Origin of the sequence: Paraburkholderia sp. RL17-337-BIB-A (genome assembly GCF_046025895.1) — a bacterium.
Classification (GTDB): Bacteria; Pseudomonadota; Gammaproteobacteria; order Burkholderiales; family Burkholderiaceae; genus Paraburkholderia; species Paraburkholderia fungorum_C.
Genome location: NZ_JARESY010000001.1, coordinates 2,417,461 through 2,433,908, shown reverse-complemented (window position 1 = coordinate 2,433,908; position 16,448 = coordinate 2,417,461). Strand labels below are relative to the sequence as shown.

At 59.4% G+C, this 16,448-nt stretch carries 13 protein-coding genes; 9 read left to right on the top strand and 4 right to left on the bottom strand.

Translation table 11 applies throughout. The annotated features are described in order from the left end of the window. Nucleotides 1-141 precede the first annotated feature (141 nt). The 4 genes from P0D84_RS10850 (at nt 142) to P0D84_RS10835 (ending at nt 3,831) form a co-directional block, all read left to right on the top strand. Nucleotides 142-1,341: a glycine zipper domain-containing protein gene (locus P0D84_RS10850; RefSeq protein WP_408335987.1), complete on the top strand. Its 1,200-nt coding sequence runs from the start codon at nt 142-144 to the stop codon at nt 1,339-1,341. 299 nt (nt 1,342-1,640) lie between these two features. Continuing rightward, nucleotides 1,641-2,045 (top strand): hypothetical protein, encoded by a 405-nt coding sequence (locus P0D84_RS10845; RefSeq protein ID WP_408335984.1) that lies wholly within the window; start codon nt 1,641-1,643, stop codon nt 2,043-2,045. A 78-nt stretch (nt 2,046-2,123) separates the two neighbouring features. Continuing rightward, a complete protein-coding gene (locus P0D84_RS10840) occupies nt 2,124-3,224 on the top strand; it encodes an IS5 family transposase (RefSeq protein ID WP_408339776.1) in 1,101 nt (366 codons plus the stop codon). A gap of 439 nt (nt 3,225-3,663) precedes the next feature. Then, nucleotides 3,664-3,831 (top strand): hypothetical protein, encoded by a 168-nt coding sequence (locus tag P0D84_RS10835; protein WP_408335981.1) that lies wholly within the window; start codon nt 3,664-3,666, stop codon nt 3,829-3,831. 47 nt (nt 3,832-3,878) lie between these two features. On the opposite strand, the gene P0D84_RS10830 is transcribed toward P0D84_RS10835, so the two are convergent. The 3 genes from P0D84_RS10830 to P0D84_RS10820 form a co-directional block, all read right to left on the bottom strand. Continuing rightward, nucleotides 3,879-4,979 (bottom strand): hypothetical protein, encoded by a 1,101-nt coding sequence (locus tag P0D84_RS10830; RefSeq protein WP_408335978.1) that lies wholly within the window; start codon nt 4,977-4,979, stop codon nt 3,879-3,881. Between the two features lie 357 nt (nt 4,980-5,336). Beyond that, nucleotides 5,337-5,648, bottom strand: a complete 312-nt coding sequence (locus tag P0D84_RS10825; protein ID WP_408335975.1) for a hypothetical protein — start codon at nt 5,646-5,648, stop codon at nt 5,337-5,339. Nucleotides 5,649-5,845: 197 nt separating this feature from the next. Beyond that, nucleotides 5,846-6,199: a hypothetical protein gene (locus tag P0D84_RS10820; RefSeq protein WP_408335972.1), complete on the bottom strand. Its 354-nt coding sequence runs from the start codon at nt 6,197-6,199 to the stop codon at nt 5,846-5,848. Between the two features lie 335 nt (nt 6,200-6,534). On the opposite strand from P0D84_RS10820, the gene P0D84_RS10815 reads away from it, so the two are divergent. Together P0D84_RS10815 and P0D84_RS10810 are read left to right on the top strand one after the other, a co-directional pair. Further along, entirely contained in the window at nt 6,535-6,723 is a 189-nt protein-coding gene (locus P0D84_RS10815) for a hypothetical protein (protein ID WP_408335969.1), read from the top strand. After that, nucleotides 6,720-8,027: a DNA primase family protein gene (locus P0D84_RS10810; RefSeq protein WP_408335966.1), complete on the top strand. Its 1,308-nt coding sequence runs from the start codon at nt 6,720-6,722 to the stop codon at nt 8,025-8,027. Before P0D84_RS10815 ends, P0D84_RS10810 begins: the two co-directional genes overlap by 4 nt. A gap of 1,982 nt (nt 8,028-10,009) precedes the next feature. Here P0D84_RS10810 and P0D84_RS10805 read toward each other — a convergent pair. Continuing rightward, entirely contained in the window at nt 10,010-10,303 is a 294-nt protein-coding gene (locus P0D84_RS10805) for a hypothetical protein (RefSeq protein ID WP_408335964.1), read from the bottom strand. Nucleotides 10,304-11,189: 886 nt separating this feature from the next. On the opposite strand from P0D84_RS10805, the gene P0D84_RS10800 reads away from it, so the two are divergent. From P0D84_RS10800 to P0D84_RS10790, 3 genes are read left to right on the top strand one after another with little or no spacing between them, the layout of a single operon-like run. Then, on the top strand, nt 11,190-12,446 hold the full coding sequence (locus P0D84_RS10800) for a metallophosphoesterase family protein (protein ID WP_408335961.1): 1,257 nt from the start codon (nt 11,190-11,192) through the stop codon (nt 12,444-12,446). A 4-nt stretch (nt 12,447-12,450) separates the two neighbouring features. After that, entirely contained in the window at nt 12,451-14,334 is a 1,884-nt protein-coding gene (locus tag P0D84_RS10795) for a YhaN family protein (protein ID WP_408335958.1), read from the top strand. A 12-nt stretch (nt 14,335-14,346) separates the two neighbouring features. Continuing rightward, nucleotides 14,347-15,912 carry an ATP-binding protein gene (locus tag P0D84_RS10790; protein ID WP_408335955.1) on the top strand — a complete coding sequence of 522 codons (1,566 nt, stop codon included), beginning with the start codon at nt 14,347-14,349 and terminating at the stop codon, nt 15,910-15,912. Nucleotides 15,913-16,448: the final 536 nt, after the last annotated feature.

Below are 16,448 nucleotides of genomic sequence, written 5' to 3'. Positions count from 1 at the left end.
TTGTCGATTCCAGATAACTGCTCCTGGGTTTGCCGACGTACCCATTGCTGTCGGAAACAAAAATGTACGCCGCGCCGTCCGTTTGCCCTCGGCATTCGATACGCTGATTGCTAGCCTCACTTACGCCTTCGGGAGGAAATGATGGCAGCAAAGAAAAACCGTAAGCTCCGTATCGACGGGCTCGGCGCGCCCAATGGCGTACTTGCGGATGCGCTCAGCGGCACCGGGCATCGGGTCGACAAAATCTACGAAGAGACAATGGAGGCGGTCAGTCACATCGTCGGCTGGAGGAGGAGCACGTATTCGAAGACTGGCCTTGTCGCCGAGGTTCTGCATGTCGGAAACTTCAATGTGGCGGCCACGGAAGCGAAGCGACACGACCTTCGCGCTGAGCTGAGCCGCTACGGTCATCCGGAGACGGACATCCGCATCAGGAAAGATGGTGCAGTCGTGCGGGAGTTGCAGTCGAAATATTGCAAGGATGCCGAGACGACCTACGAGGCATGTCGGGCCTCGCGCTACGAGCACGTGGACAAGGTCACGCCGTCTGACCAGTACGAGGCCGTCAAACGGGTGGCGGAAAAGGCTGGCAAGCCGACATCGAAGGCACGGATTCGCAAGAAGTCCCGTACGCCGCGCCCGGATGAGTTCACAGACCATCTGGAGCATGACGGTGTTGCTGGCAATGGGGTGCCGTACGACGAAGCCCGCCGGGCCTCCGGCGGCGACCTCTCTGGGCTGACTTGGCGCCGCCAGCGTGCCGACACGCTTCACACCACGAAAGCCGCGATGAAGAGTGCGGCGATGCTCAGTGGAGGTATCTCAACCCTCCAGCACGCTGTGAAGGTGGTGCGCCGTGAGGAAAAGGTGGCCGAGGCCGTGACGAATGTCGCGGTTGAGACGACGGCGTCTGTTGTTACGGCAGGTATTACCATGGCTGCGGCAAAGACGGTCGAGCACGCCATCGTCAATGCCACCGGCAAGGCAGCTACCCGGCTTGTGTCAAGCGGCACGCTCACCGTTGTGCAGACCATCTTCAACCTCGTCCGACTGTTTATGAACGGCGAACTGTCGGCAAAGAGGGCGGCTGAGGAAATCCTCATCGCCGGCGCAGGCCTTGGCGGCGCTGAACTCGGCGCCATCATCGGAACTGCACTCCTCCCGGGAGTGGGGACGGTCATCGGGGGCCTCGTTGGCGGCATCGGCGGTCAATGGCTCTTGACCAAGCTGCTCGAACGGGCACGCAAGGAGCAGGTGAAGGAAGGACGACTTGACGCCCCACATATGCAGCGACTCGAATACCGGCCCTCGGCGAATGACCCCGAGTCCTTGCAGGCATAGTAAATTCACCGATGTTAGCCGGTGACCGTCTCAGGGTCCGCCCCAGCTAACCTTTGGAGGAAAGTGGGCGACGGCCGGAACTACTGTGGCGTCGGCTAATTGCAGGCGTCGGATGCGGTTTTGCGAACTCTCGCCACTCCTTTAACCGAACGCGGGCTAGCGTCGCGACCCGCCAACATTGCGCTCGAGCGGCCTGGAGCCGCAGGGTACTCGACGACCGGTTGCCTGCACCCTGTGTCATCAACCGCTTTATCGCGCGTGTCTACACGGTGTATCACTTACTCTCGTGGGGACACGAAATGCACGCAAAGAAACGCAACGGGCTCTTCTCACTGTACCGTTCAAAATATGTCCGAAAGGGCTCCGATGGCAATACACACGGTTACAGCGCACAAGAGTTTGTCGGCAGCCTACCTGTTGACGCCCTCGAAATTCCTGTGACGCTAGCAGCGAAGTTGTCTTCGGACGAGATTCGGTACGTTGAAGACAATGTCATCCTTCCGGCTGTGCGGGCGGCGGATAAAGCGCGTCAAGTGGCCGAGCAGCAACGCCGCGATGCTGAGATTCGCGAACGCGACCCGCAGTGGCGCCTTGAAGAGGCACTGAGACTGCTGACGGACGCGGGAGGACTGGTTCTCGAGGCGGGGCAAAGCGTCGATGCTAGAAGCGTCAACGCGCTCAGTACTGCCTTAGCAGGCCGGTGAAATACCTCATGTAGCGGTCATCCGGGACGCAGGCGTAAACGTTGAACTGATGTCATCAATGAGAGCGAGATGGAACGGATGCGTGGGCCAGATGGTTTTACCGAGTCAATGTTCACGGTGTTGAAGCTGGACGATTTTGTACCGAAGGACCATCCGTTGCGTCCGATTCGCACCTGGCTCAATGACGCGCTTAAACGCATGGACGATGTGTTCGCGCGGATGTACGAGGCTGATGCGAAAGGAGGTCGGCCGAGCATCGCGCCGGAGAAGCTGGTGCGAGCTCTTTTGCTGCAGGTGCTGTATTCGATTCGTAGCGAGCGCATGCTGGTGGAACAGATTTCCTACAACATGTTGTTCCGCTGGTTCGTCGGCCTGCCGATGGACGGGACCGTGTGGGACCACTCGACGTTCAGCAAGAACCGCGACCGGTTGCTCGAACACGATGTGCTGGTGTTGCTCTTCAACGAGACAGTCGAGACCGCGCGCGAGCGCGGATATCTTTCCGGGGAGCACTTTAGCGTCGACGGTACGTTGATTCAGGCATGGGCCGGGCACAAGAGCTTTGTGCCCAAGGCAAGTCCGGACAAAGACGACACGCCTCCTGACGAACCGCCCGCGCCGAATGACAACTGGCACGGACAGAAGCGCAGTAACGAGACGCACCAATCCACGACGGACGAGCAGGCGCGCCTGTTTCGCAAGAGCAAAGGAACCGGAGCGATGCTCTGTTATATGGGCCACGTGCTGACCGACAACCGGCATGGCCTGGTGGTCAACGCACAGGTGACGCTGGCGACGGGCACCGCCGAGCGCGACGCGGCCGAGCTGATGCTTGCCGATGCCGCAAGTGTTGCGCCGCACGGCATCACGGTCGGCGCGGACAAGAACTACGACACCGCCGGTTTCGTGGCCAGTTGTCGAGCGAACCGTGTGACGCCGCATGTGGCGCAAAACGATGGGCGTCCAGGAGGTTCAGCAATTGACGAGCGAACTACGCGCTGGCCGGGTTACGCGGTCAGCCAGCAAAAACGTAAACGCATTGAGCAGGTGTTCGGATGGGGCAAGACAGTCGGACGAATTCGACAAGCGATGTATCGGGGACTCGAACGCGTAGACCAGCTCTTCGTGCTGACGCAGGTCGGCTACAACCTGACGCGTATGCGCACACTTGCCGGTTGAGGGGCAGGAAGCGATGGATAACACCGATATGGTGAACCCGCGAGTAACGCCGAATGCCCGCAAACGTGTTCCGCGTTTCAAAAGTGCAAACCCAGCATCCGTCGTAATGCATCTGAGCGCATCAACGACGGATATTTCAACGGCCTGTTAGAGAAGCTTGCCGTTGCTGGTAATGTTGAACGTGACCCGCTCGACGGCGTGCTTGCCGCTGTCGTGTCCGCAGCTTCCGCGGTGAAGGCCGGGCACTACGGCAAGGCGCCAGCGAGCAAGCTAAGCGACACCTCTGTGTACAGGAAGTGGCGAAACATTGCTGAAGCAGTGGACGATGGAGAAAGCAGTCTGCTTAGGGCACTCCAGGCGGAGGGTTGGGCGCGCGCGCGCGGATAGTGATGACAGACGACGGCGCCTACGAGGCGCCGTTCTTTTTTATGATTCGACCGTGCGAAGGTTCACAGCACGCCTGTACTTCAACCTTTTCGGCTACACCATCTTCCGCGAATTGACGGTTCGTTTCGGAAACGTCACGCCCGGCTACACGGTCACGGTCGATGAAAGCGAGCCGTGCCTGAACGTTGTAGCCTCGCCGGTGCATGCGGACGAAGACTGAGTTTTTCACGCGCTTGCCGTCGCCGGCGTGCGCTTCTCTACGTGCGCTCAGGACGTGGCGTCCACCAACTCCATGAATCTGTCGAGTGCCTCTGGTGAGAGCTCGAACAGCTTGCAAAGCTCTGAGTCAAAAGTGCGCAGTTTGGCGGCGCCCGTTTCCTCCTGCAGGCGTTTGCCCAACTCCTCGAGCCTGACGGAGTCGTTCTTCAACGCGTTGCTCAGGAGGTACACGCCTCCGTCGACGAAGATGCCGAACAGAGGTTGCCCGTCAGCTCGACGTAACGTCAGTCGTGGATTGATTCCCGAGGACGAACCGACGGCGAACTCGACGTCGTGGCGCTGGCCCCAATCGCGAACCCTCGCGAGGTTGGCGAGCATGACCTGCTTACCCTCGACCGCGCCTATTGAGCCTTTCGCGTACTTTTCTCGATTGCGGGCCAGTTCGAAGAAATCGTCGACAGAGCGCAGCACGTCGCTTCCGGCCTCAGCGGATTTGCGGCGCTGAGCTCGTGCGGTGCGACCAATGACCGACGGAACAAAGGCTTCGCGCCCGCCGAATTCAAGTCGTTGAATCTCGATGCCAACCACTTCTTCCACATCGAGCCGCTCGTTGAGGAACTCGATGAGCCGGCGCAACGTAACAGGAATCTTGTCGGCAACGAATACGAGTCGGATGCGGCCTGCTTCCAGATTGGTTTGGACCGACTTCCAGAAGTTTTCGGCGTCTCGCTCGCATAGGAACTCGGCGAGTTGGACATCTGCGTCGGCCGCGCGGTCGGCTCGAAACTGGTTTTGGATGTCCCGAACGTCGTAGGTCAACATGATGGACGCGTAGTCGAGCATCTGGGCCACCACCTCTCGCCTGTTCTGCGGGTTTGACGAGCGTTTGTCCTCGACGAGCGTCGGGATGCCTTGTTGGTCGATGAAGAGGTGGTCAACGCTCAGGGAGCTGCCGTTGCCATCCGAGAGCGGGAACTCGTCTTTTATGCGAAGCCATCTGCTTCGGCCGCTATCGTCCGGACCTGGGAGGCCATCCGCGAGCAGTTCCGGGAACTGGGAGAGGAGGTCCTGCAACTGCTTCTCCTGTGCGTACGGCTTGCGGTCAAAGCGCACGAGCTTTCCGTTATCTGCCAGGTACATGCTTGTCATCGGGTTCCTCGTAAGGTCTTTTTTAGCTGTTGCGGCAAAGTACCAGGCAGGGTCAGCGCTTTCTGTGCGCCGGACCACCGATGATGGTGCCTTGGGACGTTGTACATTGCATCGGCCAGGTGCGCCCGGGGATTGCACAACGAGTATGTCAGCAAAGCAGATTCGAGGTATGTCCGTGCCGCCGGAGAGGCTTGGTTGAGGACGCGCCCAAGAGGTGTCGCGTACTTACGGGGTATCAGCAGCGCTTTTTCAATGATATTACGCGGACCGTGTGCATAAGGCGATGGTGTTGACGCGCAGAAACTGAGTTTTTGGACCTCCGTCGTTTACCACAACCTAGTGCTCGAAGCGCGTCCGTCAAGAAGACGCCGACATCGCCCCACGCAGGAGCACTTTCGCAAAGGCTGGGATGAGGTGCTCGTCCTTTGCGAGATGCTCGCCGTCGAGCAAATTCTCGTCTACGGTGTTAGCTCGGACCACGCACTCCGCGAAATCTGCAGGAGTCGCGGTCTCGTCTGTACAGTCAGGAAGACTGGTCGGGCTACCGGGAGGTGTCGCCCCAGGGTCGGCGTGCTGCGCACCAGCAAGACCGAAATCAAGCTCGTCTTCATCCGTCACCCCAGCGAGCGCTTCAACTGGCAGCGCTGGTCGCCTGTGATTCGCGACCATCTGGCGCTCCCCCCACTATCTCGAACCGCTTAGTGTCTCCTGGATGGGCAGCGCGCAGGCCTCTGCCGAAATTCCGCGGCCGGCTCGTCAACATTTTTGCCACGAGGCAGTGCAGGTTTCCTTGGCGACTGCGGGGTCGGCGCGAAACAATCGCCCCGCGAGGTGCGGGGCGGTAGGCTACATTGAAACGCTCACCTTCAGACGGTAGTCTGTTTTGGTTTGCGTTTGAACGCATCCTGTGACATTTCGACCATATGCAACAGCTCATCTCGATTCTTATTTAACCTGCGTGCGTACATGGTCACTTCGCGATTCGCCAGTTTAGCTGCCGTCTCGTCTCCGGTTGCCTCAGCTGCCCTGAGCATTTCTAGCGAGTCGAAGAGGTCCGCTTGTGCGAGTTTCAGTCCGTGCAGCGGCGTACTAATGTGATTGAGATACACGGCCGCTTTCAAAGAGTCCGCGTTATCCTTCTGCAGCCTCTTCATCAATTTTTCAAGCTCTGCAATAGCGACACGCTCGACCGGCACTTTCTTCGTTGATTTGGTTGCCACTTGGGCTCCGTTCCGTTGAAATTTTCGATGAGCACGTGTTATCGGCATAGGCCGGCAAAACTTTAGGCGAAAACACCGACCGTGCGTTTTCATCATCCGTCGGTGGGTGAGTCAAAAAGCTGTCTCGCACATTTACGCGCTCATACCGCTGACTGTCGCTACGAGAGCCTTTCTTTGTTTTCTGCCGCCGTTAGTGATTTTCGAGCTATCGCGCTGAAGATATAAATGCGTCGGCCTACACGCCTCAGTTATGTCGTCTCTTGGCACGTAACAGCACGTGTTGGCCTCAACCGCTCTCGCGTGTCCCGAAAAAACCGTTTCTTTGGGACCAAACCTTGAAACTGCTTGACCTAGATGAACTGGCTGCGCTGCTTGGACGCAGCCCCGAAACCATAAAAAAAGACCTTCGACGCAATCCGATGGCGGTGCCGCCGCGTCTGCACATCCCGGGCACGCGGCTCCTGCGCTGGCGCGAGTGCGACGTTGCGGCGTGGCTTGCGGAGCACGTGGCGGGGGGCGTATGACGGTTCGGCGATTCGCACCCCACACCTACGCCGCGGCGCTCGTTGACAGTGACCGGTATGCACACGAAGGCGGCATCCTGTTTCGCTGGTCAGGGACTCACTGGTCACCCATCGATGAGGAAGATGGCGAGCGGCACGCATACAACTGGCTCGTCCGCCACAGTATGGAGCACGCATCTCCGGACAATGCCCGGAAAGCACACCGGGCCGCGATACTTTGGTCCGGGAAGCTTCTCGAGACCACCCGGAAAGTCGTCATACCGTGCCTCAATGGCTACGTCCACGCCGCGAATGGCAGTCTTGTGCTCGAACCTGCGGACCCTGCGCTCGGATTACGACATGTGCTCGGATGCAACTATGACACTGGCGCGCCTCCCGCAAAGAGGTTCATCGCATTCATCCGGACCATCCTGCCGGACGAGGCTGTACGTCAGCGGGTTCAGGAATACATCGGCTACACCTTGACGGCCGACGCGAGGTATCAGAGGGCGCAATTCTGGCTAGGTGGAGGGGCAAATGGTAAAGGCGTACTGGCGAACATCGTACAGGCACTTCACGGAAAGCCTGAGGCGGTCCAGCTCGATGCGCTCGAGGGTTTCCGGTTGTCCGTGCTTGCCGGAGCCAGCCTTATCTACTGTGATGAAGTCCCCCGCGGCCGGATTAACGAGCAACTGCTCAAATCCATGATTGCCGGCGAGCGCATACAGGTTGACCGGAAGTACCGCGACCCAATCAGTATTCATGTCCGCGGCAAGTGGCTGGTTCTTGGCAATCATCTTCCGACAATCACTGACCACTCGGCAGGCTTCTGGCGGCGATGGGATATCGTCCCGTTTAGCGTTACGATTCCCGATGCGAGCCAGGACCCGATTCTGGCGGAGCGCATCATCGCTGAGGAGTTGTCGGGAGTTCTCTCGTGGGCACTCGAGGGACTCTCCCGCCTGCAGGCTCGCGGTGCGTTCGACCCGTCCGTTCCAGCCGCCATGGCCGGATTGATGAAGGAGGCGAAGAGCGAGACGAATTCGGTGCAGGCCTGGTTCGACGATTGTGCTATTGCAATTGATGTGGAGCACAACGTGACGAAAGAGAACGTATACGACCATTATCGTGATTGGTGCGCGCGGAATGGCCTGTCGGCGATGGCGTCGCCCCAATACTGGACTCGCATGCGCGACATTGTGCCGGTGGAAGAGTCCCGGCGCAGACAGGGCAGGACTCAGGTGCGGGTATGCAATGTTCTGCTGCCGGGTTCTGGCACCGCCGCGGCGTTACCCACGATGAAACTGGTGAGCGCGGCCGCCTGATACCTCAATCGCGGTGACAAGCGAAAAGATGGCGCGTCGGCCTCATGCTGACGCGCCGTTTCTGTCGTCTGGTAGCGAGGCAATGCCCGGGTGAAACCTAGGTGTTCCTGCCGGGCTATGTCGGTCTGCATTGGTGCTACCGAACCTGCGAGAATTACAGCCGCACGCTGCGGTGTCGTCGCCTTTCGGCGCATTGCAGTACGTTGCTCAAAAGGCACTCCGGACCGCTGTGAACTCCTGACAAACGCCCGTTCGGAGTAGAGTCGTTGTGCTACGCCACGTCGACGGTGACGCATGCGCTATGTGACGTATCGACGGTGGTAGCCTGATGCGGGAGGCGCGGTCTTGGGCAACGCGTCTTGCGACAGAGTAGGACCGTGGTCGAGCGTGAGGCGAGCCACATAAACGCGGCCGGCGCGTGCTTGCCCGCCTGCAGCGGTGCTTTGCCGGTAGTGTGTCAGGTGAGGTGAGTCTCGGTGGGAAACTTTCTCTCTAATACCCTCAGTCACACGGGAAGAATATTTGTTGATAAAGGCTTGTCTCACCCGCCTCCAGCCATGGTTCCCTTATCTGCCAATGGGACCGGCGAGGTACATGTGCCCCTGTTCCTGGCACGGTGCGGGAGTGGCTGACTCACATCCCGGGTTCGCGGCCGTCGCGACACCGAGCGCTGAAGGAGTCGGCGACCACCTGGACAACTGCGAGTTATCTGAAGGTTCGGGGCGGTGCGTCGCACCGCGGTCGACACGGAACGCCGTCGGCGTTGCGGACGTTTCTGGCAAGGGCAGGTGTCTTGCCGAACAGCCCTTCGGTGCGCGCCGCTTCACCATTCCCCAGGTGGGGCTGCTTTATCCGGGCGTGAACTGGTCACCCTACCAGCAGTATCTTTGGCGCCGCCAGCGTGGCGGGACCGGCGAAAACGATGCACAGACACGCGCCGTTCCGTGGGAACGCTTTCAACGGATTTGCTTCGATGCAACGAGGTACTTTCGGCGTTCGCGAGGAGTTCCAGTAGCCGCTGCAGTAGCACTCGTTGCGCGTGCATCAGCCCGGTGTCGCGTTCAGCTGTATGACACGGATTCGCCGGTGCCATTGACCGAACATTGAATGCGCTCCGTCCGAAGATAGCATTCGCTCAAGGTGGGTGATTTGCGGGTCTGAGGACCATCGTGCTTTGTCTAGCCAGGGGCCCTGAACGAACAGCGGGCCTGCTGAGCGTGCGTCTGAACCGGTTGCGCGTTCACGTAATGACGCGTCATTTGTTGAACGGGGCCCGGCACTGCGTGAACGAGGAGAATCGCTGGAGCCGTTTCACACAAGGAGTTGCTGGATTTCTGGCAGAGTCGCTCTATTCTTTCTTAAGAAAGAAGTAAGGTCTTATGCGAGAGGGGGCTGGCGCGCCCGTCGGTCGACGCCGGTCTCCATCTGCGGTGCGGTGCACCCCTCCTGGCCACGGACGCCTTTGGCGTCGAAGAACTTTCTCGAACCGGAAAGGGGCTTGGTCAACCAGCCTTTGGCTCCCGTCTTTGTCGACTGGTGATGTCGAACATGTTCACTTCCCGGAGTTGGGCCACAGCGCTCGTTGCCGGGCGTCGTACCGGCGGACCAGTCCGCGAATAACCCGGGCTTTACGATGCTTGAGGCAACCGGCTCCAGGTACGACGATGGCCAGGGATTGCGTCCGCGGCCGTCCTGGCCACTGCCGGCGCCGCGAGCACGTGCGCGGCGCACGATGCCGCAAAGATTCGACGCTCAGTCGAGGGACGCAAAGATGAAGTCTGCTTCAACTGCGGCAATCGTTTTTCGTCGGGTCTCCTGCGACCTCCAGGGGGCGTGACATCGGCCGATAGTCGCGTATCAATAGCAGGCTGGCAGAGGCAGCCAGGTGCTGGAATGGCACAGCGGCCAGACCGACGGCCTGCGCCGGCAGCAGTGCTATCGTCCCTACCGTCCAGGCCATGAAGTGTCAGAAACCGTGCACATCAGATACCCGCCCGTTCCGCTGAAGCATGCTGCAGATGGCCGCGTGTGCGGATAGACGTGCCGGCTGCGTTTGCAAGAAGGTCCAGCAGTCGCTGCAATCGAACTCGTTGCGTGCGCATCAACCCCGGTGTTGCATTGACCTGCATCACGCGAACGCGCCAGTAGCTCTGGCCGAAAAGTGATTGGGCTCCCTCGAACGTTAGTACGCGCTCGAGATGAGCGATTGCAGCGTCGACGTTCTGTGCGGTGTAAGGACTTTCATCAGCGTCCCTTCTTTTGATGATGGTTTTCACTTGGTTCTCTCAGGTTTTTCGTATTAAAGACGCCTTCCGATACGCAGCCATGAAGTCTTTTCAGTACCTCCATTTTCACGAAACCGCCGTATGTCGAAAACATTCGTGCGCTCCGCAGCAGACCCGGTCGGTGCGCATGCACCAACCCACGTTGCAAAGAAAGCTCGCTGCTCGCCGACGACCAGTATCACAAGCATCAACGTTTGTGTTCGGGGCGAGTACGTCTTATTGTCCCGACATATCGAGACATCTAACGTCCCAATGTGTCATTAACCGTTCCTCGACTAGGAGCAGGCTCGCGTTACAGAGAGCCGGTCTCATATTTGCGTGGGTCGCTCATACGGCGTTGCGCAACCCTCGACTGTTTGTCGCTGACCCTGCCGGCCTGGTCGAACTATTCGTCGGCTTGACGAGCCGTTTTTAGAGCACTGGCGAAGACGTTGTATCCCGTGATGAACTGGTGATTCTCCCCCCGGCATGAGACACTTTGCGTCCCAGTCTCAAATCGACCCGTTGTGGCGGTGACGAGGCCGCACGTGATGGACAACGGAGTCGCTTCCATCCGTTATTGCCTGCGGAGCTTTTCGGCGCCTATTCCTTCTGGCTTGGTGCCGGAATGATTGAATTGCGATATGAAATGTCTCAATATCGGGTCAAGCTCGCATAACCCGTAAAAAACTCCTGTCGTCCCAATGACTGTTTGCGTGCGCTGATAATCAACTGCGACTTGTGTCGGAACACCTATGCCGCGCCGAGCGGTACCGCGACGATAAGCTGACCGCTTGGCCGGAAACGTAAGGCTATCGTGACGGCCCTTCGTTCGCATAGAATCTTCATCCTGTCGCCGCAGCATCGGCAGCGACCCATCACCACAGGAGGCGGCAACATGCGTTTCATTCACGCGGCTGACATCCATCTGGACAGCCCGCTTCACGGGCTGAGTGCCTATCCGGACGCGCCCGCGGAAATGCTGCGAAATTCTTCCCGCGATGCATTTACGGCGTTAGTGTCCACTGCTATTGACGAAAACGCCGACTTCATGGTGATTGCCGGCGACCTTTACGACGGCACCTGGCGCGACCACAATACGGGCATCTTTTTTTGCAGGGAAATGGGCCGTTTGCGTCGCGCAGGAATTCCCGTCTATCTGCTGTTCGGCAACCATGACGCCGAAAGCGAGATGACCAGGCGGCTGCAGCTACCGGACAACGTGCGGACGTTTTCGACACGGAAATCTGAGACGTTCCGCATCGACGAGCTAAAAGTTGCGCTGCATGGGCATAGCTTCAAGGAGCGGGAAACGACCGCGAACCTCGTGACTGGCTATCCGCCGCCTGTGCCCGGATTCTTCAACATTGGTGTGCTGCACACCGCGCTGGAAGGGAACACAGTTCACGCGAACTATGCGCCCTGTTCGATTGCAGAACTTCATGCAAAGGGTTATCAATACTGGGCCCTGGGTCACGTGCATGAGTACGCTATCTGGCAGGAGAGCTCGACCATCGTGTTCCCCGGCAATCTGCAGGGGCGCAACATCAGGGAAACCGGGCGACGCGGCGCAGTCATGGTGACGGTCGATGAGTCGGGCGAGCTCGCAGTCGAGCGATTGTTCATCGATGTCCTGCGGTGGGCGTCTGTGGCGGTAGACGCTTCCGGATGCTCGACGCTCAATGATGTCGCGCGGGAAGCGGGCCGCGAACTGGAGGCGCTGCTTGAGTCTGCTTCCGTGACCGTTCCCCACGCCGTTCGGGTCACAATAACCGGCGCCTCTGAAGCCCATGGCGAGCTCTTTGGTCTGGAGGCTCAGCTTCGCTCGGAGGTGCTGGCGCAGATTGCGGCTATCAGCCATGACCGCCTGTGGCTTGAGAAGGTCAGGGTGCAAACCACGCCAATGGGTAGCGATGAAAACTTGCAGGGTCGAGCAGACGCGATTGCTGACCTTCAGGGGCTGCTCGTCGAAGCGGAATCGGACCCTGAGTTTCTCAAGATACTCAGGGACCGGCTAATCACATTGGTCACGCAATCTCCGCACGAGCTGCAGGACATGGTGCCGGCGCTTTCCCACGTGCGCAACGACGAATTGTCGGTTCTCGTGCGCGAAGTGCGTTCAGGTTTGGTCGAGCAATTGGCAAAGGCGGAGTGAGCTGATGCGCATCAAGAAGCTGGAGCTTATCCGGTACGGGAAGTTCTCGGATGAGACGGTGGACTTTCCCCACTCCGAACACGATTTTCATTTTGTTGTCGGCCCTAACGAGGCGGGCAAGTCAACTATCAAGACCGCGATTTCGGAGCTGTTGTTCGGCATGCCCCACAGTTCGTCTCTGGATTTCGTCCATCACCAGAGCGAACTGAGACTGGGAGCGACGCTGGAAAGTGATGAACGGTCGCTTGTCTATCACCGGTCGAAAGCAAGAAAGGCGCCGTTGTCGACGTCAGCCGGCGAGGCGCTGCCCGCTGATGCCCTCGCACCTTTCCTTGGCACAGCAGACAAGGCTTTCTTTGAGCAGATGTACTGTCTGGACCATACAGCGCTCATCAGGGGCGGTCAGAATATCCTAGACGCATCCAGCGATGTCGGTCAGGTGCTGTTCCAGTCAGCGGCCGGCATTGCGAGTCTCGGGCGTATCCGCGACAGCCTTGCTGAAGAGGCGGACGGCCTCTGGGCGAAGCGGAGGTCGGGCGACCGGGCATACTACATCGCCCAGAAGCAGCTGGATGACGCCAGTGCCGACCTGAAAGCTGCGATGGTACGAACGTCCGCCTGGCGGATGGCGCACAGTGCTGTTGAGGATGCGGAGGCGCGCAAGCAAGCCGAAGAAATCAAGCACGGCGAGCTTGAACGGAAGCGCAGTCTGCTTGAGCGAATCCGGCGGGTCGCTCCTCATCTGAGCGTCTGGCGGGAGAAGGCGGGCGAACTGCGCACGCTTGACGAGGTTGTTGACCTGCCCGCAGACGCGGAAGCGACATTGCAGAACGCGCTGACGAAGCTCGCAGCGGCGGAGAGTGCACTTAAGGTGCACGCGGAGTCGGCCGAGCAGTTGCAGGCCGAGGTGGATGGTCTTTCCGTCGACCACGCGCTGCTCTCGTTGCAAAAGGAAATACAGGACCTTGAAGGGACGAGACACCGGTGCGGCAATCATGAGCAGGAGATTGCGCGGCTCGAACAGGAGGTCGCTCTTCTGCTGCGGGAGGTTGCGGATGAATGCGCCGAGCTTGGTTGGCCTGACGACGAGCAGGGTGCGCGTGAGTCGCTTCCGGGCTCCCTGGCCCTGCAGACCGTCTCGAGCCTGATGCTCAATCGGGGCAAACTGGAACTGGCGGCCCTGAAGGCTGAACAATCCGTCGAGGAACAGCTTGCCGATATCGAGGCGCTAAACAAGAAGCTTGCGGCCGTTCCATGCACGGAGATTCCGTCTGGTCTCCAGGTCTCTCTACGCGCAGCACAAAAATATCGCGATACCCAATCGACGCAGCGCCGTTTGGAAGATGCCAGACGGGACGCGGAACATGCGCTCAATGAAAGCCTCGCGACCCTAGGCAAGTGGACACGGCCGGTTTCCGAACTGAAGTCGATGACGCTTCCCTCAACGGAGCGTATTTCATTGCTGCGCGCTGAACGCCAGGAGCTTCTGTCACGAGTGAAGCTCGCTCGCGACAGAGTCGATGAGGCGCAGGAAGTTGCGTGCGTGAGCAGCTCCGAGCTCGACGAATTCGTGCAAGCTCATCTAGTGGTAACGAGTGACCAGGTACAGGATGCGCGCGGTGCCCGCGATGCGGCATGGAGTGCAATCAAGTCTGGCGAGGTACCATTGGCGAGCGGCGCGACGAAATTCGAAGACACGATGCGAGCGGCGGATGACCTGTCCGACCTGCAGGTGGGCTCGGTTACTGAGGCGACACAACTCCTTGTCCTGAAAAAGCGGGTCGCCTCCGAGAAGGATGCTCTTGTGCGCCACAAGAGAAATCTTTCTGATGGCGAGGCAGGCTTGGTCCAATTCGATGCGGCGTGGGACGCACTCGTGGCTGCCTAGCAACTTGCCGGAATGGCGCTTGACGACGTGTCGTCTTGGATGACGCGTCGCGATAATGCCCTGCAAGCAGCTGAAGCACTCAGGAAAAGCTCCGATGACCTTGAACGGGAAGTGACTGACGCCGAGGTGTCCAGGGCGAAGCTTGCTGAGCATCTGTTCGACGCGGGCGTGGCCAGAAAGGCACAGTCCGACTCTGATGCGTTGTGTGCTGCCGCAGAGCGCTACATCGGTGGACTTGAGCAGGCCGCAACCACTCGCCGGCTCGTCGAGGAACAACTTGCGACAGCTCAAGCAGACCTCGCCACGCTACGGAGCGAGGAAAAGGCCGCGAAGGACGCATATAACCGCTGGAAGAACGACTGGGCCGCTGCGGTTGCCAAGGCTGGCCTCGTGGCAGCTTCTGGTTCGGAGGCAGCGACGGACGCAGCCATTGCGATTGCGAAGAACATTGGCGAACAACTGGATGAAGTCAAGTCGATTCGCACGGGTCAGATTGAAGTGATGCGCTCAGCGTTGAACGCATTTTCCGCGGACGCGAAGCGCCTCGCAGGAGAGCTCGACACTTCTCTGTCGGAACTGGATGCTAAGGGAATTTCGATTGAGCTCTCCAGGCGGATGAAGTCCGCCAGCGCGGCGCACGCGGAGATGGAGCGCCTCAAGAAGGAACTTGCCGGTGCGAGAAAGCAGGTTACGAAGGCGAGGGTGGATGTCGACAACGCTATGGCGCAACTTCGACCTCTTTACGCCCTTGCAGCAGTCGACACGCCGGATTTGTTGCGGCCATTGATAGCGGGTTCGGACAGGAAGCGCGGATTGCTTGCAGCCATCGAGGATGCGAAAAGCAATCTCCTGAAGGGCGGGGACGGGTTGACGCTTGAGGAACTCGCGTCGGAAGTGGTTGGCTCTGACGTCCAGGCGGTGCCGGCCGAGCTGTCCACCGTCGGCGCTGCGCTGGCGGAGTCCGTCAAAACGCAGGGTGATATCGCAACCGAGCTTGCAACTGCCCGTCAGCAACTGGCCGTAATGTCGGGTGGAGCGAACGCCGCCATCGCTGAGGCCAGGAGGCAGGAGGCGCTGTCGGCCATGGCCGACGCGGCCGAACGGTTCATCAAGGTAGAGACTGCATCAACGTTGCTGCGTTGGGCAATTGACCGGTACCGCGAGCGTCGCCAAGGCCCCATGCTGGCTCGTGCGAGCGCCATTTTTGCCGAGCTGACACTCGGCGCGTTTTCACGACTCACCGTGGACTACGACAAACAACCGATGGCCTTGTCTGCCGTTCGGGGCAGCGGAGAGCACGTGCAAATCTCTGGCATGAGTGAAGGCACGCGCGACCAGCTATACATGGCGCTTCGGCTGGCCGCCCTCGAGCTGCATTCGGAGCAGGCGTCTACTTTGCCATTCGTCGCCGACGACCTGTTTATTAACTTCGACGACAGGCGGGCGCGCGCCGGTCTTCGAGTCCTTGCGGACATTGCGAAACGCACACAGGTGATTTTTCTGAGCCACCATGACCACCTGGTGAGTGTTGTGAAAGATGTCTTTGGGCCGGCTGCTAACATACGATACCTGAGCTAGCCAGGCGCAGCGTTGGCGGAACCGAAATCATCGAGTGCGGTCGAGCTGCCACCTACGGGGCCGAAGCTGTTCATCTTCGGGAATGCCTGCCAGGAACGGTCGCCGCGGCCGCTGGCGCAGTTGTTGGCGAGCGTCGGTGCCGACCCGATACCGTATCCATCGGGCAGCACCGGCCGTCAACGGTCGTCGAGTGGGTGCGGCGAGAGAAAGCAGCGTATGGCTGTGCGACCTGAGCTGGTGGTGGAGCATGACGCTCTCGAGAGTGAGTTCAGGTCCTTCAGTCCACCCACCTCGATTGCCATCGCATGCCTTCTTAAGCGCTTTTATGACAGGTTGGTCGTTGGCATGATTCAGGAACTGGTCCAATTTGTTGCGCGGGACCAGATGGACGGCTTGCGATTCCCACCCCATCGTTCTGGCCACATGCGCTAATGAAGGCGACGCGGCATGGGAGATGCTCGGACATTCGCGAAGAGCGACAGCGGGCAAAGTGTTGACTGCCTCGGGATACATCCACACGTTAAAGAATCGTTCTA

What these genes read in the sequence shown, in the direction of transcription:
- P0D84_RS10800 (WP_408335961.1), top strand. Translation starts at nt 11,190, where the DNA reads ATGCGTTTCATTCACGCGGCTGACATCCATCTGGACAGCCCGCTTCAC.
- P0D84_RS10845 (WP_408335984.1), top strand. Translation starts at nt 1,641, where the DNA reads ATGCACGCAAAGAAACGCAACGGGCTCTTCTCACTGTACCGTTCAAAA.
- P0D84_RS10790 (WP_408335955.1), top strand. Translation starts at nt 14,347, where the DNA reads ATGGCGCTTGACGACGTGTCGTCTTGGATGACGCGTCGCGATAATGCC.
- P0D84_RS10830 (WP_408335978.1), bottom strand. Translation starts at nt 4,979, where the DNA reads ATGACAAGCATGTACCTGGCAGATAACGGAAAGCTCGTGCGCTTTGAC.
- P0D84_RS10850 (WP_408335987.1), top strand. Translation starts at nt 142, where the DNA reads ATGGCAGCAAAGAAAAACCGTAAGCTCCGTATCGACGGGCTCGGCGCG.
- P0D84_RS10810 (WP_408335966.1), top strand. Translation starts at nt 6,720, where the DNA reads ATGACGGTTCGGCGATTCGCACCCCACACCTACGCCGCGGCGCTCGTT.
- P0D84_RS10840 (WP_408339776.1), top strand. Translation starts at nt 2,124, where the DNA reads ATGCGTGGGCCAGATGGTTTTACCGAGTCAATGTTCACGGTGTTGAAG.
- P0D84_RS10825 (WP_408335975.1), bottom strand. Translation starts at nt 5,648, where the DNA reads ATGGTCGCGAATCACAGGCGACCAGCGCTGCCAGTTGAAGCGCTCGCT.
- P0D84_RS10795 (WP_408335958.1), top strand. Translation starts at nt 12,451, where the DNA reads ATGCGCATCAAGAAGCTGGAGCTTATCCGGTACGGGAAGTTCTCGGAT.